Here is a 17,189-nt window from a genome sequence, read left to right as displayed (position 1 = left end):
CGTCCGTCCGGGTGTCCCCGGCCCCCGCCGCCACGCCCTTACGGGTACAACGTAGATCTTGCGCGCAGGACTCCCCTCAAACGTTTCCCGGCCGATATGGAGGGGTTGGTCCGATATGCTCCGGGAGCCCCTCTCAGGATCAGGGTTCCCTCCATGACACAGACACCCGAGACGTCCGTCGTGGCCGAGGCGACGGCGGAACCCTCCACCGTCCGCCCCGTGCAGGCACGGCCCCAGCAGACCGGGCCGAGTCAGGGCGGCACGGCTTCGGGCGGCACGGCTTCGGGCGGGCCCGCATCGGCCGGCGCGGCTCCGGGCGCCCCGGCCCGCAAGCCCCGCGACCCGCATCTGGACAACGCCAAGTACCTGGCGATCCTGCTGGTCGCGGCCGGGCACGGCCTGTCGGGGCTGCGGGACGTCCCGTTCGCCGCGACGGTCTGGAACTTCATCTACATGTTCCACATGCCGCTGTTCGTCATGGTCAGCGGCTACCTGTCCAAGCGGTTCCAGCTCAGCGACGACAAGGTCGCCCGGCTGGCCGGCTCGACCCTGGTCCCCTACCTGATCTTCCAGTGCGCCTACAGCCTGTTCGCCTGGGGCGTCGACGACCGCAGGTTCCAGTTCGACGTGCTGGACCCGTACTACCTGACCTGGTTCCTGCTGGCGCTGTTCGTGTGGCGGCTGCTCACCCCGGTGCTGCGGCGGCTCAAGTACCCGCTCGCGACGGCCGTGCTCGTCTGCCTCCTGATGTACATGACCGACGTCGGCAGCACGCTGGACATCTACCGGATCCTGGGGCTGCTGCCCTTCTACGTCCTCGGGCTCACGCTGTCGCCGGAGGTGATCCAGATCGTCCGGCGGCCGGCCGTGCGGATCGCGGGCGCCGCGGTCCTGGCCGCCGGGTTCGGCCTGTCCTTCCTCACCCACGACCACATGAACGCGCGCTGGCTGAACTGGGACGCCTCGAACGCCGACCTCGGTGTGGACGAGCTGACCGGCACGCTGATGCGGATGGCGCTGCTGGGCACCGCGATCGTGCTGCTCCTCGCGTTCCTCGCCGTCGTCCCGTCCCGCCGGACCTGGTACAGCGAGCTCGGCACCGCGACCCTCTACGGCTACCTGCTGCACGGGTTCCTGATGCGGCTGTTCACGTTCGAGGGCTGGCACGCGTTCGGCTGGTTCGACACGATCCCGGGCGTCCTGTCGATGGTGCTCGCGGGCTTCGTCGTGGTCACGCTGCTCTGCACCGCCCCGGTGCGCCGCGTGACCCGCTGGGCGGTCGAGCCCGATATGCGGGCATTGTTCAGCGGAAAGTGACCGAACGGTGGCGATCCGCTGCCATTGTCACGCCAAGATCACGGGAAACTGCAAGGTATCTGAATTCGCCACAAAATCCTACAGACCGGGTACAGTTAGGCACCAGTTTCCCCGAGTTGATCCTCAAGCCCTGCGAACGCCGCGCACTCACCGCGCGCCCTTCGGGATCTCCATCGGTGACTGCACATCGTTCGGCAGTGCTTGCCGCGCTGCCATAAAAGCGAAGGACGGTCGCATTGGTCATGGCGCCGCAGGGCGAACACCGAATCGTCGCCGTCATCCTTGCGGGTGGCAGCGGTCAGCGGATGGGCCTGAGCACGCCCAAGCAGCTCCTTAAGATCGCCGGAAAGGCGATCCTGGAGCACACGCTGTGCGTGTTCGAAGAGGCATCGGACGTCGACGAGATCCTCGTCCTGATGAACCCCGGTTTCCTCCAGGACGCGGCCGACTGCGTGAAGAAGGCCGGCTGCACCAAGGTCAAGGCCGTACTTCCCGGCGGGACGTCCCGGAACGCGACAACGCAGTTGGCGCTCGACGCCCTCGCCGACCACCCCGCCGAGACCACCAGCGTCCTGTTCCACGACGCGGTGCGCCCGCTGCTCTCCCAGCGCATCATCGGCGACTGCGTCGCCGCACTGCGCGAGCACAAGGCCGTGGACGTCGCCATCCCGTCCGCGGACACGATCATCCAGGTCGACGACGACGTCATCGTCGACGTGCCGCGCCGGGCGAACCTGCGGCGCGGGCAGACCCCGCAGGGCTTCCGGCTCGCCACCATCCGCGCCGCCTACGAGAACGCGTGGCAGGACCAGAACTTCGAGGCCACCGACGACTGCTCGGTCGTGCTGAAGTACCTGCCCGGCACCCCGATCTACGTCGTCCCCGGCGACGAGCACAACATGAAGGTCACCGAGCCGGTCGACATGTTCGTCGCGGACAAGCTGTTCCAGCTCGCCTCGTCCGACGCCCCCGACCTCACCGAGGACCAGTACGCCGCGGCCCTCACCGGCAAGACCGTGGTCGTGTTCGGCGCCAGCCAGGGCATCGGCGCCGCGATCGCCGAGCTCGCCCAGCGGTTCGGCGCCCGCGTCTTCGGCTACAGCCGCGGCGCCACCCGCACCCACGCCGAGCGGCCCGACGACGTCGCCGCCGCGCTCGCCCAGGCCTACTCGGCGACCGGCCGCGTCGACTTCGTCGTCAACACGGCGGGCATCCTGCGGATCGGCCGGCTCGACACGATCGAGCCCGAGGCGATCGAGGAGGCGCTGCGGGTCAACTACCTCGCGCCGATCCACATCGCGCGCGCGGCGTTCCCCTACCTCGCCAAGACCGGCGGCCAGCTGCTGCTCTACACCTCCAGCTCGTACACCCGCGGCCGCGCCGACTACAGCCTGTACTCGTCGGCGAAGGCGGCCACGGTCAACCTCACCCAGGCGCTGGCGGACGAGTGGTCCGGCGACAAGGTGCGGATCAACTGCATCAACCCGGAGCGGACGAGCACCCCCATGCGCACCGCCGCGTTCGGGCAGGAGCCGCCGCACACGCTGCTCAGCGCCGACCAGGTCGCCCGGACGTCCCTGAACGTGCTGCTCTCCGACCTGACCGGCCAGGTCATCGACGTGCGCCGCGAGGACCCCCTCGCCGGCCGCACCGGCTGAACTCCCCTCCCCCCGCACACGCCCGCTCGGCCCGGCGGGCGTAGTCCCTACTCTCCCCTTCGCCGCCCCCCAGGGCCGCGCTGACCAGACGGAGGTGTGCCGTGCGGCGTCTCGTCACTCGGTACTCGACTCGCTTGCGGTATACATCAGTTCTGCTCCTGCCCGCCACGCTGGCCCTGCTGCTCGCGGCGGCCCTCACCGGGTCGCCCGGCTGGTTCCTCGGCGCCGCCGTCCTCTGCCACCTCGCCGAGCAGGCCGTCAAGCGGCTGCTCCCGGACGCCGCCAGGCCGCTGCGCTGGGGCGGCATGGGCGAGGGCGCCCGGACACTGGCCCGGCAGGCCGCCTTCGTGCTGCTGCTCGTCGAGGACGGCGACGTCGGCCTCGGGATGATCGTGACGGCCGTCGCCGGGTTCTTCGTCTTCGACTGGCTGCGGATCGGGACGCTCGCGGGCTCGATCGCCCTCGGCCGCGTCAACCGGCTCCCGTACGTCACCCGCAACCTCGGGCAGGGCGAGCCGTCCTTCCCCGGTCCCGTCCCGGCCTGGCAGACCCGGCTGACCGCCGTGCTCGACGGGCACGCCGACGTCCTCACCGTCGCGCTCGGCACCGCCGGGCTGCTGGCCGGCGTCCCCGAACTGCTGGTCGCCGGGCTCGTGGCCTCCGCGGCCATCGCCGTCGCCACCGGCACCGGCCAGCTCCTGCGGCTGCGGCGGCTGCGCGCCCTGCGCCACGCCGGCCGGGTGGGCCGCGACGTGCAGCGCCGCGTCACCAAGTACAAGCCCGAGGTCGTCCTCTACTTCACCGGCCCCGCCACGACCGTCTACCAGGCCAACATGTGGCTGGACACCCTGGAGCGGCTGGAGCGCAAGGCGATGGTCCTCGTCCGCACGGCGGAGGTCGTCGGGGCGCTCGCCCCCACGCGGCTGCCGGTGCTGTGCATCAGCAAGGCCGAGGACATGATGAACTTCGACCTGTCGACGGTGAAGGTCGCGCTCTACCCCGGCAACACCGGCAAGAACCTGCACCTGCTGCGCGAGGAGCACATCAAGCACGTGTTCGTCGGGCACGGCGACAGCGACAAGGGGCCGAGCTCCAACCCGGTCAGCAAGGTCTTCGACGAGGTCTGGGTGGCCGGTCCCGCCGGCCGCGACCGGTACCACAACTCCGACGCCGGGGTCCGCGACGAGGCCATCGTCGAGGTCGGCCGCCCGCAGCTCGGGGAGATCACCACCGAGCCGTCCGGCGGCCCGGTGCCGACCGTCCTGTACGCCCCCACGTGGGAGGGCTGGGACAACGAGCACGGCTACAGCTCGCTGCTCGGCATGGGCGCGCGGATCGTCCGCATCCTGCTGGAGCAGGGGCCGCGGCTGCGCGTCATCTACCGGCCGCACCCCTACACCGGCCGGCGGCTCGCGAAGGCGGCTGCCGTGCACGAGCGGCTCATCAAGATGATCGAGCAGGCGAACCGGAACGGCGCCGGCGGCCACCAGGTCGTGACCGGCGCGGACGCCTCCCTCTACGAGTGCTTCAACCGGTCCGACCTGCTGATCACCGACATCTCCAGCGTGATCTCCGACTACATCCCGAGCCTCAAGCCGTACGTCGTCACCGACCCGGACGGGATGGACGAGTCGCTCTTCCGGGCGGAGTTCCCGTCCGCGTCGGCGGCCTACCTGCTGGGCCCGGCCTGCGCCGAGCTGCCCGACATCCTCGCCGTCGCCGCGACGCCCGGCCAGGACCCGCTGGCCGGGGAGCGCCGCACGCTGCGCGACTACCTCCTCGGCCCCGAGCACCCGGACGCGATGACCCGCTTCGCCACCGCCGTAGACGCACTAGCGCAAGCGGGCCCCCGCGCAACGATGTACGCCGCCCGCCCACCGGTCACAGCGACCCCAGAGCCCGCCTAAAGTTGATCCCGCACCCGCCCTCCCGACCGTAGAAGGCGACAACACATGAGTCACCGGATCCTGCCGAGCGCTCAGGTCGACCCGAGCGCCGAACTCGGCGACGGCACCACGGTGTGGGATCTCGCGCAGATCCGTGAGGACGCCCGGCTGGGCGCCGGCTGCATCGTGGGGCGCGGCGCCTACGTCGGGTCGGGCGTGCGGATCGGCGACAACGTCAAGCTGCAGAACCACGCGCTCGTCTACGAGCCGGCCGTCCTGGAGGACGGCGTGTTCGTCGGCCCGGCCGTCGTCCTCACCAACGACCGGGAGCCCCGCTCGGTGGACCCGGACGGCAAGCTGAAGCGCGCCTCCGACTGGGAGGCGGTCGGCGTGCACGTCGCCGAGGGCGCGTCGCTCGGCGCCCGCAGCGTGTGCGTCGCCCCGGTGCGGATCGGCCGCTGGGCGATGGTCGCCGCGGGCGCGGTCGTGACCCGCGACGTCCCCGACTTCGGGCTGGTCGCGGGCGTCCCCGCCCGCCGCATCGGGTGGGTCGGCAAGGCCGGCGCGCGGCTGGCCGAGGGGCCGGACGGCACGTGGGAGTGCCCGCGGACCGGCGAGCGCTACGCCGAGACGCCCGCCGCGGACGGTTCCACGGTCCTCATCGAGAAGGAAGCATGAGCGTCAAGGTCCTCAGCATCGTCGGCGCGCGGCCGCAGCTGGTGAAGCTCGCCCCGATCGCCGCCGCCCTCGCGCCGGCCGGCCACCGGCACGTCATCGTGCACACGGGCCAGCACTACGACGCCGACCTGTCGGACGTGTTCTTCTCCGGCCTCGGCATCCCCGACCCGGACGTGCACCTCGGCGTCGGGTCGGGCAGCCACGGCGTCCAGACGGGTGCCGTCATGGCGGCCCTGGACCCGATCCTGGAGAGCGAGCGCCCCGACTGGGTGCTCGTCTACGGGGACACGAACTCGACGCTGGCCGGGGCGGTGTCGGCGGTGAAGCTGCACCTCCCCGTCGCGCACCTGGAGGCGGGGCTCCGCTCCTTCAACCGGCGCATGCCTGAGGAGCACAACCGCGTCCTCACCGACCACGCCGCCGACCTGCTGCTCGCCCCGACCGACGAGGCGATGCGGCACCTCGCCGACGAGGGGCTCGCGGAACGCAGCGTCCGCACGGGCGACGTGATGGTGGACGTGTGCCTCCGCGTCCGCGACTCGGTCCTCGCCGCTCCCGGCGACGTCCCCGGCCTGCCGGACGGGATCGACCCCGAGCAGCCCTACCTGGTGGCGACGGTGCACCGGGCGGAGAACACCGACGACCCGGCCCGGCTCGGCTCGCTCATCGACTCGCTCGCCGACCTCCCGGTGCCGGTCGCGCTGCTCGCCCACCCGCGCCTGGTCGCGCGCGCCGAGACGCACGGCATCAAGCTGGAGCGCGGCGCGGTGCGTCCGGGACGTCCCCTGCCGTATGCGGGCATGGTCGCGGCCGTGCTCGGCTCGCAGGGCGTGATCACCGACTCCGGAGGGCTCCAGAAGGAGGCCTTCCTGCTCGAACGCCCGTGCACGACGCTGCGGACCGAGACGGAGTGGCCGGAGACCCTCGCCGGCGGCTGGAACGAGCTGGTCCCCGACCCCGGCGCGCTCGGCGCCGCCAGGTGGGCGGCGACCGCCACGCGTCCCGCACCGGACGCGCCGCGCGGTGTCCCGTACGGCGACGGCCGCGCGGCCGAGACCGTCGCGGCCGTCCTCGCCGAACGCGCGGGCTGAGCGGTCAGCCCCCGTCGGGGTCGAGGGTCCGCACCTGCCGCGTCGTCACGGTGAGGTCCGGGTTCTTGCGGGCCAGCCGCCAGGCGCACGGCACCGACACCACGTCCATCACGATGATGCGGCGGACCTCGCCCATGTCGATCTCGCGCCGGATGCGCCGCCGCGCGATGCGGGCCAGCAGCAGCGGCCGGACGTGCCGGTAGAACGGCAGGAAGAGCCGCCGGTGGACGGCGCTGGAGAGCCGGCCCTGCACGCGGCCGAGGACGTCGCCGGGACGGCCGAGCCGCTTCAGCGGCCGCACGGCGAACCGGGGCAGCCTGGTCACGACCATGCGTTCCAGCCACGGCAGCGGATGCCTGGCCTCGGCCGCGTGGAGGTGGTGCAGCCGCGCCCGCTCGTCGAGCCTGCCCCAGCCGCGCGGCTCGGCGGTCAGCACGTCGACCTGCGCGCCCTCCTCGTCCAGGAAGTAGGAGGTCAGCCCGGCGACCCTCTTGTAGTTGCGCTTGTGGCTCTTCGGATCCAGGACCAGGATCAGCACCCGCGGGGACGGCCCACCGCTCACGTCAACGCCTCCCTGCCCGGTCATCCGGCGACGGCGCCCTTGCGGGCGGCCAGCTCGTTGAGCCGCTGGACCAGCGGCTCCAGCGAAACGGTCCGTTCGAAGCGCGCCGCGTAGGCGGACGCCTCGTCGATCTGCGGCCGGTCGAGCCCGGCGGCGGCCTTCGCGGCCGCGACCATCGAGCCGGCGATGGCCTCCGGGTCGAGCCCGCCCGGGTTGAACCACAGCGGGTAGTCCCGCAGGACCTCCTCGGCCGCCGACCCGGGCGCGTGCACCGACACGATGGGACGTCCCGCCGCCATGTACTCGAAGATCTTCCCCGAGGTGACGTAGCGCGCGCCGCCCGCGAGGAACACGAGGACGTCGGAGTTCCGGTAGACCTCGCCCAGCTCCGTCTTGGACACCGGCCCGCAGTACCGCACCCCTGATGGGAGATCCGGCCCCTCTTCGGCGTCCGGATCGAGCGCGCTCGCGATCCGCTTGAGGAGCTTGGTATCGGCCCCCTTGAAGAACCCCAGGTATCCGTGCAGGTCGAGCCCGGCACCGGCCATGTCGGGATGCTCGCGCGCGCGGTCGAACCCCTCGATCAACGGCTCGATGGGCTGCTTGCCGGTGAGCGTGCCGACGTAGGAGAAACGGGGGCGGCGCTCCTCCCCGTCGTCGTGGACCTTCGCGGGCGGCTCGATCGTGCCCGGGAGGGTGTCGGAGTCCCAGCCGTTCGGGACGACCATCATCCGGTCCGCCACGCGCGGATAACGTTCGGCGTGCCAGGACCGCAGCGCGTCATTGACGAAGACGACATTGGCCGCCGACTTCAGCACCCGCTTCTCCCAGCGGTAGGCGGGATGCCCTTTCTCGAAAGCGGGTTCCTCGGTGAAGAGGTCGAGGGTCCACGCATCGCGGTTGTCGAGAATGTAGGGGGTGCGCGTCAGTTTGTTGAACATCCAGGCCGCGGCGAACGAGGCGAACGGATTTCCCGTCGCCAGCACGACGTCGAACTTCTTGCGCGCGTGCATGCGCAGCGCGCGGCGGACGCTCGCCCAGGCCCACGACGCGTAGTTCTCCGGGAAGACGTGCTTCTGCCCCCAGTCGTACACCGACCGGGAGAGAAAGGGGAACGTCCCGCGGAACCTGCTGAATTCGTGCACGTTCTTCTGCCACACGAACTGGTTCAGGTACGGCCGCTCCACCGTGATCCTCGGGTCGACCGAGTCCAGCAGCTTCTCGTCGAACGAGCCGATGGCGTCGCGCAGGAACGTCAGCGGCGCGGCGAAGACCGTGACGTCCCAGCCCTGTTCCGCCAGGAGGTTGGCCGTCGCCCGGGGCCGGTAGACGCCACTGGCCCGGGACGGCGGGTAGTAGAAGGCTAGGTACAGCAGCCTGGGACGGCGTTCGGCCATGGCTTTCATCCCCTGACTTGACCGGCCGGAGGCCGTTCCTGCGCGGCGGTGTAGGCGAGCCGGGCCCCCGCGCCCACGACGACGTCCCGCAGCTCGGACGCGGCGACCATCGACTCCGCGTCGCCGACGACGACGAGGTCGATCGACCGCCTGCCCAAGAGATCACGATGGACGGCGCTCCGGGCCTTGGCGGGGTTCCGCTGGTAGAGACCGAGGAGCCTGTGGTGGATCGGACGGGCGATGCGCCGCCGGTAGAAGGACTGCAGCCGGGCCCCGAATCCGCGCAGCGGACCGCGCAGGAAGAAGCGCATCAGGAACAGCGGGATCCGGTCCACCAGCAGCCGTGCCGCGGCGGGCCGGTAGCCGCGCACGAGCCGGCGCTGCTCCATCATGTCGGCGCCCTCGGGAAGCCGGTCGTTGCGCCACTTGGCGGGCTTGCCGACGAGCACGGTCACCGCTCCGCCCGCGGCGATGACTTCTTCGGCCTCGGCGACGATCACATTGCGGCGGGAGCCGCCGAGGGCGAGAAAAAGGACGTTCACGTATCCCCTTCTCCGTTCGCATCCGTCTCCGGGAACCAATGCCGGTGGTGCGCCTTCGCCACCGCGCCGTAGCCGAACCGCTCCTCCAGCACCCGCCTGGCCTCGGCCAGGTCGAGATCGCGGGGGAACCGGTCGCGCAGCCTGCGGTAGCCGTCGATGATCGAGTCCGCGTCCTCGGTGACGTCGATCATCTGCCCGGCCGCGTCCTCGATGCCCGCCAGCGTGCGCTCGGGGCCGCCGCAGCGGGTGACGAGCACCGGCATGCCCGCCGCCACCGCCTCGATGATCGACACACCGAACGTCTCCCAGCGGGCCGCGTGCACGAGGAGGTCGTGCTCGCGCATGAGCCGGGTGCACTCGTCCGGGGTCACCGGGGGCAGGAACGTCACCGCGTCCTCGACCTGGAGCTCGGCGGCGCGCTGTTCGAGCTGTTCGGCCAGCTTGCCGTCGCCGATCATCGTCAGCGTCAGCGCGGGGTCCTCGGCGCGGCACTTGGCGAACGCCTCCAGGACCCAGCCGACGCCCTTGCGCTCGATGAAGCTGCCCACGTACAGCCAGCGGCGCAGCGCGGTGACCGGCTCGTCCCGGGTCAGCTCGAACGAGATCGGGTTGGAGATCACGTCGATCTTGTGCGCGAATGCCGGGAAGGCCTCCACCAACTGCTCGCGCAGGGCGTCCGTCACCGCGAACAGGCCCGTGCAGCGGTCCAGGACCCGCTCGTACAGGTCCCGCGAGTCCGGCTGTTCGAGGACCTGGTGCAGGTAGGAGGCGTGCTCGGTGACGAACACCCGCGCGTCCGGGCGGGCGTTCTCCAGTGCCGTCCAGCCGCCCCGCAGCCCGACGTGGGCGTGCACCACCTTCGCCGGGATCGGCTCGCCGCCCAGCGCCCAGCCGAGCCCTCGCGCGTGCTCGACGGCCTGCGACCCGAAGGTGCGTCCCCGCATCAGGATCGGGACGCGCAGCAGCGAGGCGCCCCCGGCCGTCGGGGCGGGGCGGAGCGCGTCCGGCAGGAGGCGCTGGTGCGCCTCCTCCGCCGCGACGTCGTCCTCCGGCGCCTTCAGCCTCCAGCCGTCGGTGTGGTACAGGGTGACCGCGCCGCAGCCCGGCGCGGTCGCCTCCACCATCGCCTGGACGAAGGCGCCCGAGTACTTGTGGTGCGGGACGGGATACCAGGGCGTGAGGACCGCCACGTCCCTGTCGTCGGCTTCGCTCTTCATGACCTAGGCCTTCTCGGCGGGCTGCTTCGCGGCCGGCTTCGCGGCGGAGGGCAGCAGCTCCGCGTAGACGCCGTCCAGGACATCGGCCTGCGCCTCCCAGGTCCACGCTTGCAGCAGGTCAGGCCGCTCTTCGTACACGGCGCGGTACCGCTTCGGGTCGCTCAGCACGGCCTCGACGGCGCGCACGTAGTCGTCCTCGTCCTCGGTGCGGAACACCTCGCCCTGCCCGCTGGCCCGGACCGTCTCGCTCATCGCCTTGACGCTGCTGACGACGATCGGCAGCCGCGCGTGCGAGTACTCGAAGAACTTCGTGATCAGCGCGATCTCGTGGTTCGGCCAGTGGTGGATCGGGATGACGCCGAGGTCGGCCGCCGACAGGAACGGGACGACCTGGTCGAACGGGACGTACGGCAGCGCGTGCACCCGGTCGCGGACGCCGAGCTCGCCGGCGCGGTCGAGCAGCTCCCGCACGACGCCGGCCCCGGGGTTCGGGACGATCAGGGCGACGTGCAGCTCGGGCAGCCGCGGCAGCGTCTCGATCATGATGATCAGGCCGCGCTGCACGGACGGGCCACCGCTGTACACCGCGATCGGGGTGTCCGGGCCGACACCGCACAGCTCCCGCAGGTCCGGGACGGGCTCGGTGCTGGACGGCTCGCCGTCGACGACCGGGGCGTTGAGCACCACGGCCGGCTTCTCGCGCAGGCCGTGGCTCTCGACCAGCAGTTCGCCGAGCGCCTCGGAGACGGTCACCACCGAGTGGGCCACGCGGGCGTACTCGCGCTCGTACGCGCACACGGCGGGGTGCCAGCGCGGGCCGTCGTGCCAGGGCCGGATGCCGGGCAGGAACTCGTGCGCGTCCCACACGAGCTTCACGTCCCGGCCCTTGGCGCGGGCCCGCCGCACGGCGCGTGCGCCGACGCCGAGCATCCGGAAGTCGTTGGCGTGGATGATGTCCGGTTCGAGGTTGTCGATGACCTTCCGGTAGGAGGAGTCCCACTCCCACAGGCTCCGGTCGAGGACGCGCCAGGCGCGGTCGCCGAGGAGCTTCTGCCAGAACCCGAGGGTGAGCCGCTCCACCGGCGACTTCGCGTTGCTGCGGGCCTTGGCCAGGGAGTCGGTCTGCCGCTCGCGGAGCCCGACCCAGCGCTGCTGGACCTTCGCCGCGACCCGCCGTCCCGTCAGCCACGCCTTCCGGGCCGGCGAGCGGAACTCGGGCGCGAGGCGGCTCGCGGCGATGTCGGCCCGCCGGGACAGGACGAGCCGCCGCCGGGACGCCGCGACGTCCGGGTGCGCGTACGCGAGCGGGCGGCGGATCATCGACCGCAGCGGCCGGTACTTCGCCTCGGGCTGGACGCTCGGCCGCGCGACCATGCGGACGCTGGCCTCGCCGAGCGTCCAGCGCCGCTTCTTCCGGTTCGAGGTACAGCCGATGAGGTGCACTTCCCAGCCCCTGGCGGCGATGGACGACGCCGCCTTCTGCACCCTGGAGTCGCGCACGATGTCGTTGTCGACGAGCATCACGACCCGGCCGCGCGACTCCGCGGACCCGCTCTCGTCTTCGGTCTGCATCCGGTCTTCTCCGTTTCGGTTCAGCCGAGGTCGTCCGGCGCGCCGATGACGGCGCGGGCGACGCCCGTCCAGCGGGCCGGGTCGGTGACGCGGCGGCCGTCGACCAGGGCCTTGACGCCCGGCAGGTCGTCCACGCCCAGGGTGCGGTAGTCGGCGTGGTCGGCCTGCACGATGGCGGCGGTCACGGCCTCGCCGCGGTGCGGGGTGAGGCCCAGGGCCTCCAGTTCCTCCGCCGTGTACATCGGGTCGGACACGTACGGGACGGCGCCGCGGGCCTTCAGCGCCTCCACCGTCGGGAAGACGCCGGAGAACGCCGTCTCCTTCACGCCGCCCCGGTAGGCCGCGCCCAGCACCAGCACCTCGGCGCCGGTGAGGTCGCCGTAGGCGTCGGCGAGGAGGCCGACGGCGTACTCGGGCATGCCCACGTTGGCCTCGCGGGCGGCGCGGACGACGGTCGCGGACGGGTCGTTCCACAGGTACATCCGCGGATACACCGGGATGCAGTGCCCGCCCACCGCGATGCCCGGCTGGTGGATGTGGCTGTACGGCTGGGTGTTGCAGGCTTCGATGACCTTGGCGATGTCCACCCCGGCGCTGTCGGCGTAGCGGGCGAACTGGTTGGCGAGGCCGATGTTGACGTCCCGGTAGGTCGTCTCGGCGAGCTTGGCCAGCTCGGACGCCTCCGCGGAGCCGAGGTCCCAGACGCCGTTCGGACGGTCGAGGTCCGGCCGCTCGTCGAAGTCGAGGACCTGCTCGTAGAACTCGACGCCGTGCCGGGCGGACGCCTTGTCGATGCCGCCGACGAGCTTCGGGTAGCGGCGGAGGTCGGCGAACACCCGTCCGGTCAGCACGCGTTCCGGGCTGAACACCAGGTGGAAGTCGCTGCCGGCGGTCAGGCCGGAGCCCTCCGCCAGCATCGGCGCCCACCGGCCCCGGGTGGTGCCGACGGGCAGGGTCGTCTCGTAGCTGACGAGCGTCCCGGGGCGCAGGCCCTCGGCGATGGAGCGGGTCGCCGCGTCCATCCAGCCGAAGTCGGGGGTGCCCATCTCGTCCACGAACAGCGGGACGACCACGACGACCGCCTCCGACTCGGCGACCGCCGCCGCCGTGTCGGTCGTCGCCGTCAGCAGGCCCGCTTCGACCGCCTCACCGAGACGCAGGCCCAGGTCGGCCTCGCCGGGGAACGGCTCGCGGCCGGCGTTGACGTCGGCGACGACGCGTTCGTTCACGTCGGCGCCGATCACTTCGTGGCCCTTGCGGGCGAACTGCACCGCGAGCGGAAGACCGATCTTGCCGAGCGCGACCACGCAGATCCGCATGCGCTACTTACCTCCAAGGGACGTCACACGCCGGATCCGCCCGGCGACCGCGCGGGCGGGACGGACCGGACGGGTCTCGATCACCGTGCCGCGTTCGTCGCCGCGCACCGACAGCCTGTAGGGCCTGGCCCGATGCCAGACCGTGTCGCCGCTCGCCCCAGGCAGCTCGGCCGGGACGGCGACGTCGTGCGTCTCACCGGACGCGTGGAAAAGGAGCCGCAGGTCGTGCCGCGGCGATCCGGCGAGCAGCGCCACGGGGATCCGCACGGTCGCGCGCATGCCGTCCTCGCCCGGCTCGCGGGTGACGGCGGCCTCGTCCAGGTGGACGCGCTCCTTGCCGCCGCGCGGGGCGAGCGCGAACCGGACGACCGCCGGGTCCTCGGCGCCGGGGCCGGTGAACGGGGTCCGCACCGTGACCTCGACGGTGTCGCCGTCGCGTTGGGCGCGGACCGTCCGGACCTCCTGGGACAGCCGCTTGCGCATCCCCTTGGTGATCTCGAACAGCTCGTCCAGGAGGCCGAGGGCCGGGTCGTCGAAGCCTTGGTAGGCGAGGAAGGTCCGGCCGTCCTTGACCGCGATCGGGTAGGAGCGCTCGTCGACCGCCGCCTGGATGGCCTCGCACAGCAGGTCCACCTGGCCGAGCTGGGCGAGTCGCAGCCTCGCCCTCCGGATGATGGGCAGCGTGTAGAGGACGTCGTCGGTCACGTACTCCTCGACGAGCTTCCCGACGCGGGCGCAGACGTCCTCCTGCGCGTCGCGGTCGAGTTCGAGGAACCCCTCCCGCGTCGGCATCGTCAGCTCCCACCGGGTGTGCCGCGTCAGGATCGCGTCCCGCTCCGGCCCCGGTTCGAGCAGCCCGGCGACGACCCCGAAGAGGCTCTCCGCGCATTCGAGCCGCGTGTAGACGTCCACGGCGCCCTGCGTGATGTTGCCGCCGTCGTCGCGCAGCACCGCGTAGTAGCAGGTGTAGTCGGCGAGGACGGAGATCCGCTCGGCTCGCACGCACGCCTCAAGGGTGAACGGCTGGTCACTGCCGATCCGCATGTTCTCGCGGAACCGCAGCTTGTGCCGCTCCACCAGGTCGCGGCGGAACAGCTTGCAGTTCGACAGCACCCACGGCAGCACCGAGTCGTACAGGTCGATCTCGGAACGGTTCTCGGCGAACAGCTCGGGCTTGCGCACCGCCCGCCCGTTGACGCCCTCCATCTTGCCGACGAGGACGTCCGAGCCCCATTCGTCGGCCGCCGCGACCATCCGCTCCAGCGCCTCGGGACCCAGGTGGTCGTCGGCGCCGACGAAGTACACGTAGCGGCCGGTCGCCACGTCCAGGGCCCGGTTGCTGGGGGACGCCGGGCCGCCCGAGTTCGGCTGCCTCAGCACCGTCACCACGTCCGGGTACTCGGCGGCGAACCGGTCCAGCTCGTCCCCGCTGCCGTCGGTGGAGCCGTCGTCGACCGCGACGACCTCCATGCGCTCCGCGCCGATGCTCTGCTCCACCAGCGAGTTCAGGCAGGTGGTCAGGTACGGCATCGTGTTGTAGACCGCCACGACAACGGTCACATCCGGCTCAGACGGCACTTGCCACCTCTTCGGGCGCCAGCGACACCGTCTTGCCGAGCTTGGCGGACTCCAGCACGGCGGCGGAGACCTCGACCGTCCGCAGGCCCTGCCGCAGCGTCACGATGTCGCCGCCGCCCGCGCGGAACGCGTCCCGGAACCGCTCGTGCTCGACCAGCAGCGGCTCCCGCTTCGGGATCGCGTACCGGATCATGTCGCCCTCCGAGACCCCGCGGAACGCCCGCAGCGCCTCCCACTCGGTGCTCATCTCACCGTTGGCGTAGAACGTGAGGTCCGCCGTCAGCGTGTCGGCGACGAAGCAGCCGCGGTCACCGGTGACGACCGTCGTGCGCTCCTTCAGCGGGCTCAGCCAGTTCACCAGGTGGTTCACCATCGAGCCGTCGCTGAGGCGCCCGACGGCGGCCACCATGTCCTCGTGCGGACGGCCGCTGCGCGCCACCGTGTGCGCGGTGATCGACACGTAGTCCTGGCCGGTCACCCACGCGGTCAGGTCGATGTCGTGGGTGGCGAGGTCCTTGACGACGCCGACGTCGGCGATCCGGTGCGGGAACGGCCCCTGCCGGCGCGTGACGACCTGGAACACCTCGCCCAGCTCGCCCGCCTCCAACCGAAGGCGCATGCTCTGCAGCGCCGGGTTGTACCGCTCGATGTGGCCGACCCCGGCGACCAGGCCGCGCGACTCGAACGCCTCCACCAGCCGCTCGGCGGCCTCCACCGACTCGGCGAGCGGCTTCTCGATCAGCGCGCCGGCGCCGGCCTCGGCCAGCGCCAGCCCGACCTCCTCGTGCAGCGCCGTCGGGCAGGCGACCACCGCGTAGTCGACGCCGAGCGCCAGCAGGTCCGCGAGCGACTCCAGCAGCGGGACCCCGTGCGGGGCGCTGTCCGGACGTCCCGCCGGGTCGACGACCCCGACCAGGTCGACGCCCTCCAGCCCGGACAGGACGCGCGCGTGGTTGCGTCCCATCACGCCGAGCCCGACCAGGCCCGCGCGCAGCGGCGCGCTCACGACGCGGCCCCGTTCACGGCGTCGGCGACGCGCGCCAGCTGGTCTTCGCTCAGTGACGGATGCACCGGAAGCGACAGCACCTCGGCGGCCGCCCGCTCGGTCTCCGGCAGATCCCACCGCGGATCCGGCGACCCGTCCTTCAGATAGGGCAGCAGCCGGTGGACGGGCGTCGGGTAGTAGACGGCGTTGCCGATCTGCCGCTCGTTCAGGTACTCCTGCACCGCCTCGCGCTCCTGCACCCGGACGGTGTACTGGTGGTAGACGTGCCGCGCGTCGTCCGCGACGGGCGGCGTCACCGCGGCGGTGATCTTCGCGTCCAGGAACGCGGCGTTGGACCGGCGCTGCTCCGTCCAGCCGTCCAGCTGCGTGAGCTGCACGCGCCCGATGGCCGCGGCGACATCGGTGAGCCGCATGTTCGCGCCGACGATCTCGTTGGCGTACCGCTGCTCCATGCCCTGGTTGCGCAGCAGCCGCAGCGTCCGCGCCGTCTCCGCGTCGGCGGTGGTGATCATGCCGCCCTCAAGGGCGTGCATGTTCTTCGTCGGATAGAAGCTGAAGCACCCCACGGTGCCCATCGCGCCCGCCGCGACTCCCCCGAGACTCGCGCCGTGCGCCTGGGCGGCGTCCTCGACAATGGCCAGCCCGTGCTGCTCGGCGAGCGGCCCGATCCGGTCCATCGCCGCCGGGTGCCCGTACAGGTGCACCGGCATGATCGCCGCGGTCTTCGGCCCGATCGCCGCCGCGACGGCGTCCGGCTCGACGCAGAACGACCCGGGCTCGATGTCGACGAAGACGGGCTCGGCCCCCACCAGCCGCACGGCATTGGCGCTGGCGGCGAACGTGAACGAGGGCACGATCACCTCGTCCCCGGGCCCGATCCCGAGCGCCATCAGGGCAAGGTGCAGAGCGGACGTCCCCGAGTTGACCGCGACGCAGTGCCGTCCGGCCACGACTTCGGAGAACTCCTCCTCGAACGCCGCGACCTCCGGCCCCTGGACGACCCGCCCGCTGCGCAGCACGCGCACCGCGGCCTCGATCTCGGCCTCACCGATCACGGGACTCGCCGCGGGGATGGGCCCCTCCGATTCCACGGGCATGCACAGGCTCCTTACGCAGAACAGTGTGAGCGTTCGGCTTCCTTGCGGGGGAAACGGAGCGCGACCATATGCGCACATTCGGCGGAAGCCTCGCCTAACGGTCGGATTCTAGCCAAGTCAGGCGCCGCCGAGGACGTTTGCCGATCACTCACCCCACGTATTCAGCCCCACTACCCGCCCATGTGACGATCGGGAAGACGGAAGGAAGCCGCATGCTGAACCTTTCGCTAACCGCCCAGCACCCCGCCGCCCTCGACGCCCTACGAGCC

At 71.8% G+C, this 17,189-nt stretch carries 14 protein-coding genes; 5 read left to right on the top strand and 9 right to left on the bottom strand.

Annotated elements, in window-relative coordinates:
- Window positions 1-153: 153 nt before the first annotated feature.
- From E1293_RS32080 to wecB, 5 genes are all read left to right on the top strand, one after another.
- Complete coding sequence (locus tag E1293_RS32080; protein ID WP_132201257.1) at window positions 154-1,317, top strand: acyltransferase family protein; 1,164 nt, start codon at window positions 154-156, stop codon at window positions 1,315-1,317.
- 242 nt (window positions 1,318-1,559) lie between these two features.
- On the top strand, window positions 1,560-2,975 hold the full coding sequence (locus E1293_RS32075) for a bifunctional cytidylyltransferase/SDR family oxidoreductase (protein ID WP_132201255.1): 1,416 nt from the start codon (window positions 1,560-1,562) through the stop codon (window positions 2,973-2,975).
- Between the two features lie 134 nt (window positions 2,976-3,109).
- Complete coding sequence (locus tag E1293_RS32070; protein ID WP_132201253.1) at window positions 3,110-4,882, top strand: CDP-glycerol glycerophosphotransferase family protein; 1,773 nt, start codon at window positions 3,110-3,112, stop codon at window positions 4,880-4,882.
- 45 nt (window positions 4,883-4,927) lie between these two features.
- Window positions 4,928-5,539, top strand: coding sequence for an acyltransferase (locus tag E1293_RS32065; RefSeq protein WP_132201251.1), 612 nt, complete (start codon window positions 4,928-4,930; stop codon window positions 5,537-5,539).
- Entirely contained in the window at window positions 5,536-6,630 is a 1,095-nt protein-coding gene (wecB, locus tag E1293_RS32060) for a non-hydrolyzing UDP-N-acetylglucosamine 2-epimerase (RefSeq protein WP_132201249.1), read from the top strand. The genes E1293_RS32065 and wecB overlap by 4 nt, the downstream gene beginning before the upstream one ends.
- A 4-nt stretch (window positions 6,631-6,634) precedes the next feature.
- Here the strand turns inward: wecB and E1293_RS32055 are convergent, their stop codons facing one another.
- Genes E1293_RS32055 through E1293_RS32015 form a run of 9 tightly spaced genes read right to left on the bottom strand, consistent with a single transcriptional unit; the run spans window position 6,635 to window position 16,920 of the window.
- On the bottom strand, window positions 6,635-7,192 hold the full coding sequence (locus E1293_RS32055; RefSeq protein WP_132201247.1) for a hypothetical protein: 558 nt from the start codon (window positions 7,190-7,192) through the stop codon (window positions 6,635-6,637).
- 20 nt (window positions 7,193-7,212) lie between these two features.
- Window positions 7,213-8,589, bottom strand: coding sequence for a glycosyltransferase (locus E1293_RS32050; RefSeq protein ID WP_207939210.1), 1,377 nt, complete (start codon window positions 8,587-8,589; stop codon window positions 7,213-7,215).
- A 5-nt stretch (window positions 8,590-8,594) separates the two neighbouring features.
- Window positions 8,595-9,131 (bottom strand): hypothetical protein, encoded by a 537-nt coding sequence (locus tag E1293_RS32045; protein WP_132201245.1) that lies wholly within the window; start codon window positions 9,129-9,131, stop codon window positions 8,595-8,597.
- Window positions 9,128-10,348: a glycosyltransferase gene (locus E1293_RS32040; RefSeq protein ID WP_207939209.1), complete on the bottom strand. Its 1,221-nt coding sequence runs from the start codon at window positions 10,346-10,348 to the stop codon at window positions 9,128-9,130. Before E1293_RS32040 ends, E1293_RS32045 begins: the two co-directional genes overlap by 4 nt.
- Before the next feature lie 3 nt (window positions 10,349-10,351).
- On the bottom strand, window positions 10,352-11,920 hold the full coding sequence (locus E1293_RS32035) for a glycosyltransferase family 4 protein (protein ID WP_207939208.1): 1,569 nt from the start codon (window positions 11,918-11,920) through the stop codon (window positions 10,352-10,354).
- Between the two features lie 20 nt (window positions 11,921-11,940).
- On the bottom strand, window positions 11,941-13,239 hold the full coding sequence (locus E1293_RS32030) for a nucleotide sugar dehydrogenase (protein ID WP_132201243.1): 1,299 nt from the start codon (window positions 13,237-13,239) through the stop codon (window positions 11,941-11,943).
- Window positions 13,240-13,242: 3 nt separating this feature from the next.
- Window positions 13,243-14,799: a glycosyltransferase family 2 protein gene (locus E1293_RS32025; protein ID WP_207939207.1), complete on the bottom strand. Its 1,557-nt coding sequence runs from the start codon at window positions 14,797-14,799 to the stop codon at window positions 13,243-13,245.
- 7 nt (window positions 14,800-14,806) lie between these two features.
- On the bottom strand, window positions 14,807-15,823 hold the full coding sequence (locus tag E1293_RS32020) for a Gfo/Idh/MocA family protein (RefSeq protein ID WP_132201239.1): 1,017 nt from the start codon (window positions 15,821-15,823) through the stop codon (window positions 14,807-14,809).
- A complete protein-coding gene (locus E1293_RS32015) occupies window positions 15,820-16,920 on the bottom strand; it encodes a DegT/DnrJ/EryC1/StrS family aminotransferase (RefSeq protein WP_132201237.1) in 1,101 nt (366 codons plus the stop codon). Before E1293_RS32015 ends, E1293_RS32020 begins: the two co-directional genes overlap by 4 nt.
- Window positions 16,921-17,189 lie beyond the last annotated feature (269 nt).

The sequence above is a fragment of the Actinomadura darangshiensis genome (genome assembly GCF_004349235.1).
In the GTDB taxonomy this organism is placed as follows: domain Bacteria; phylum Actinomycetota; class Actinomycetes; order Streptosporangiales; family Streptosporangiaceae; genus Spirillospora; species Spirillospora darangshiensis.
Note: the sequence above shows the minus strand (reverse complement) of the source record. Positions and strands in the feature narration are given on the sequence as shown.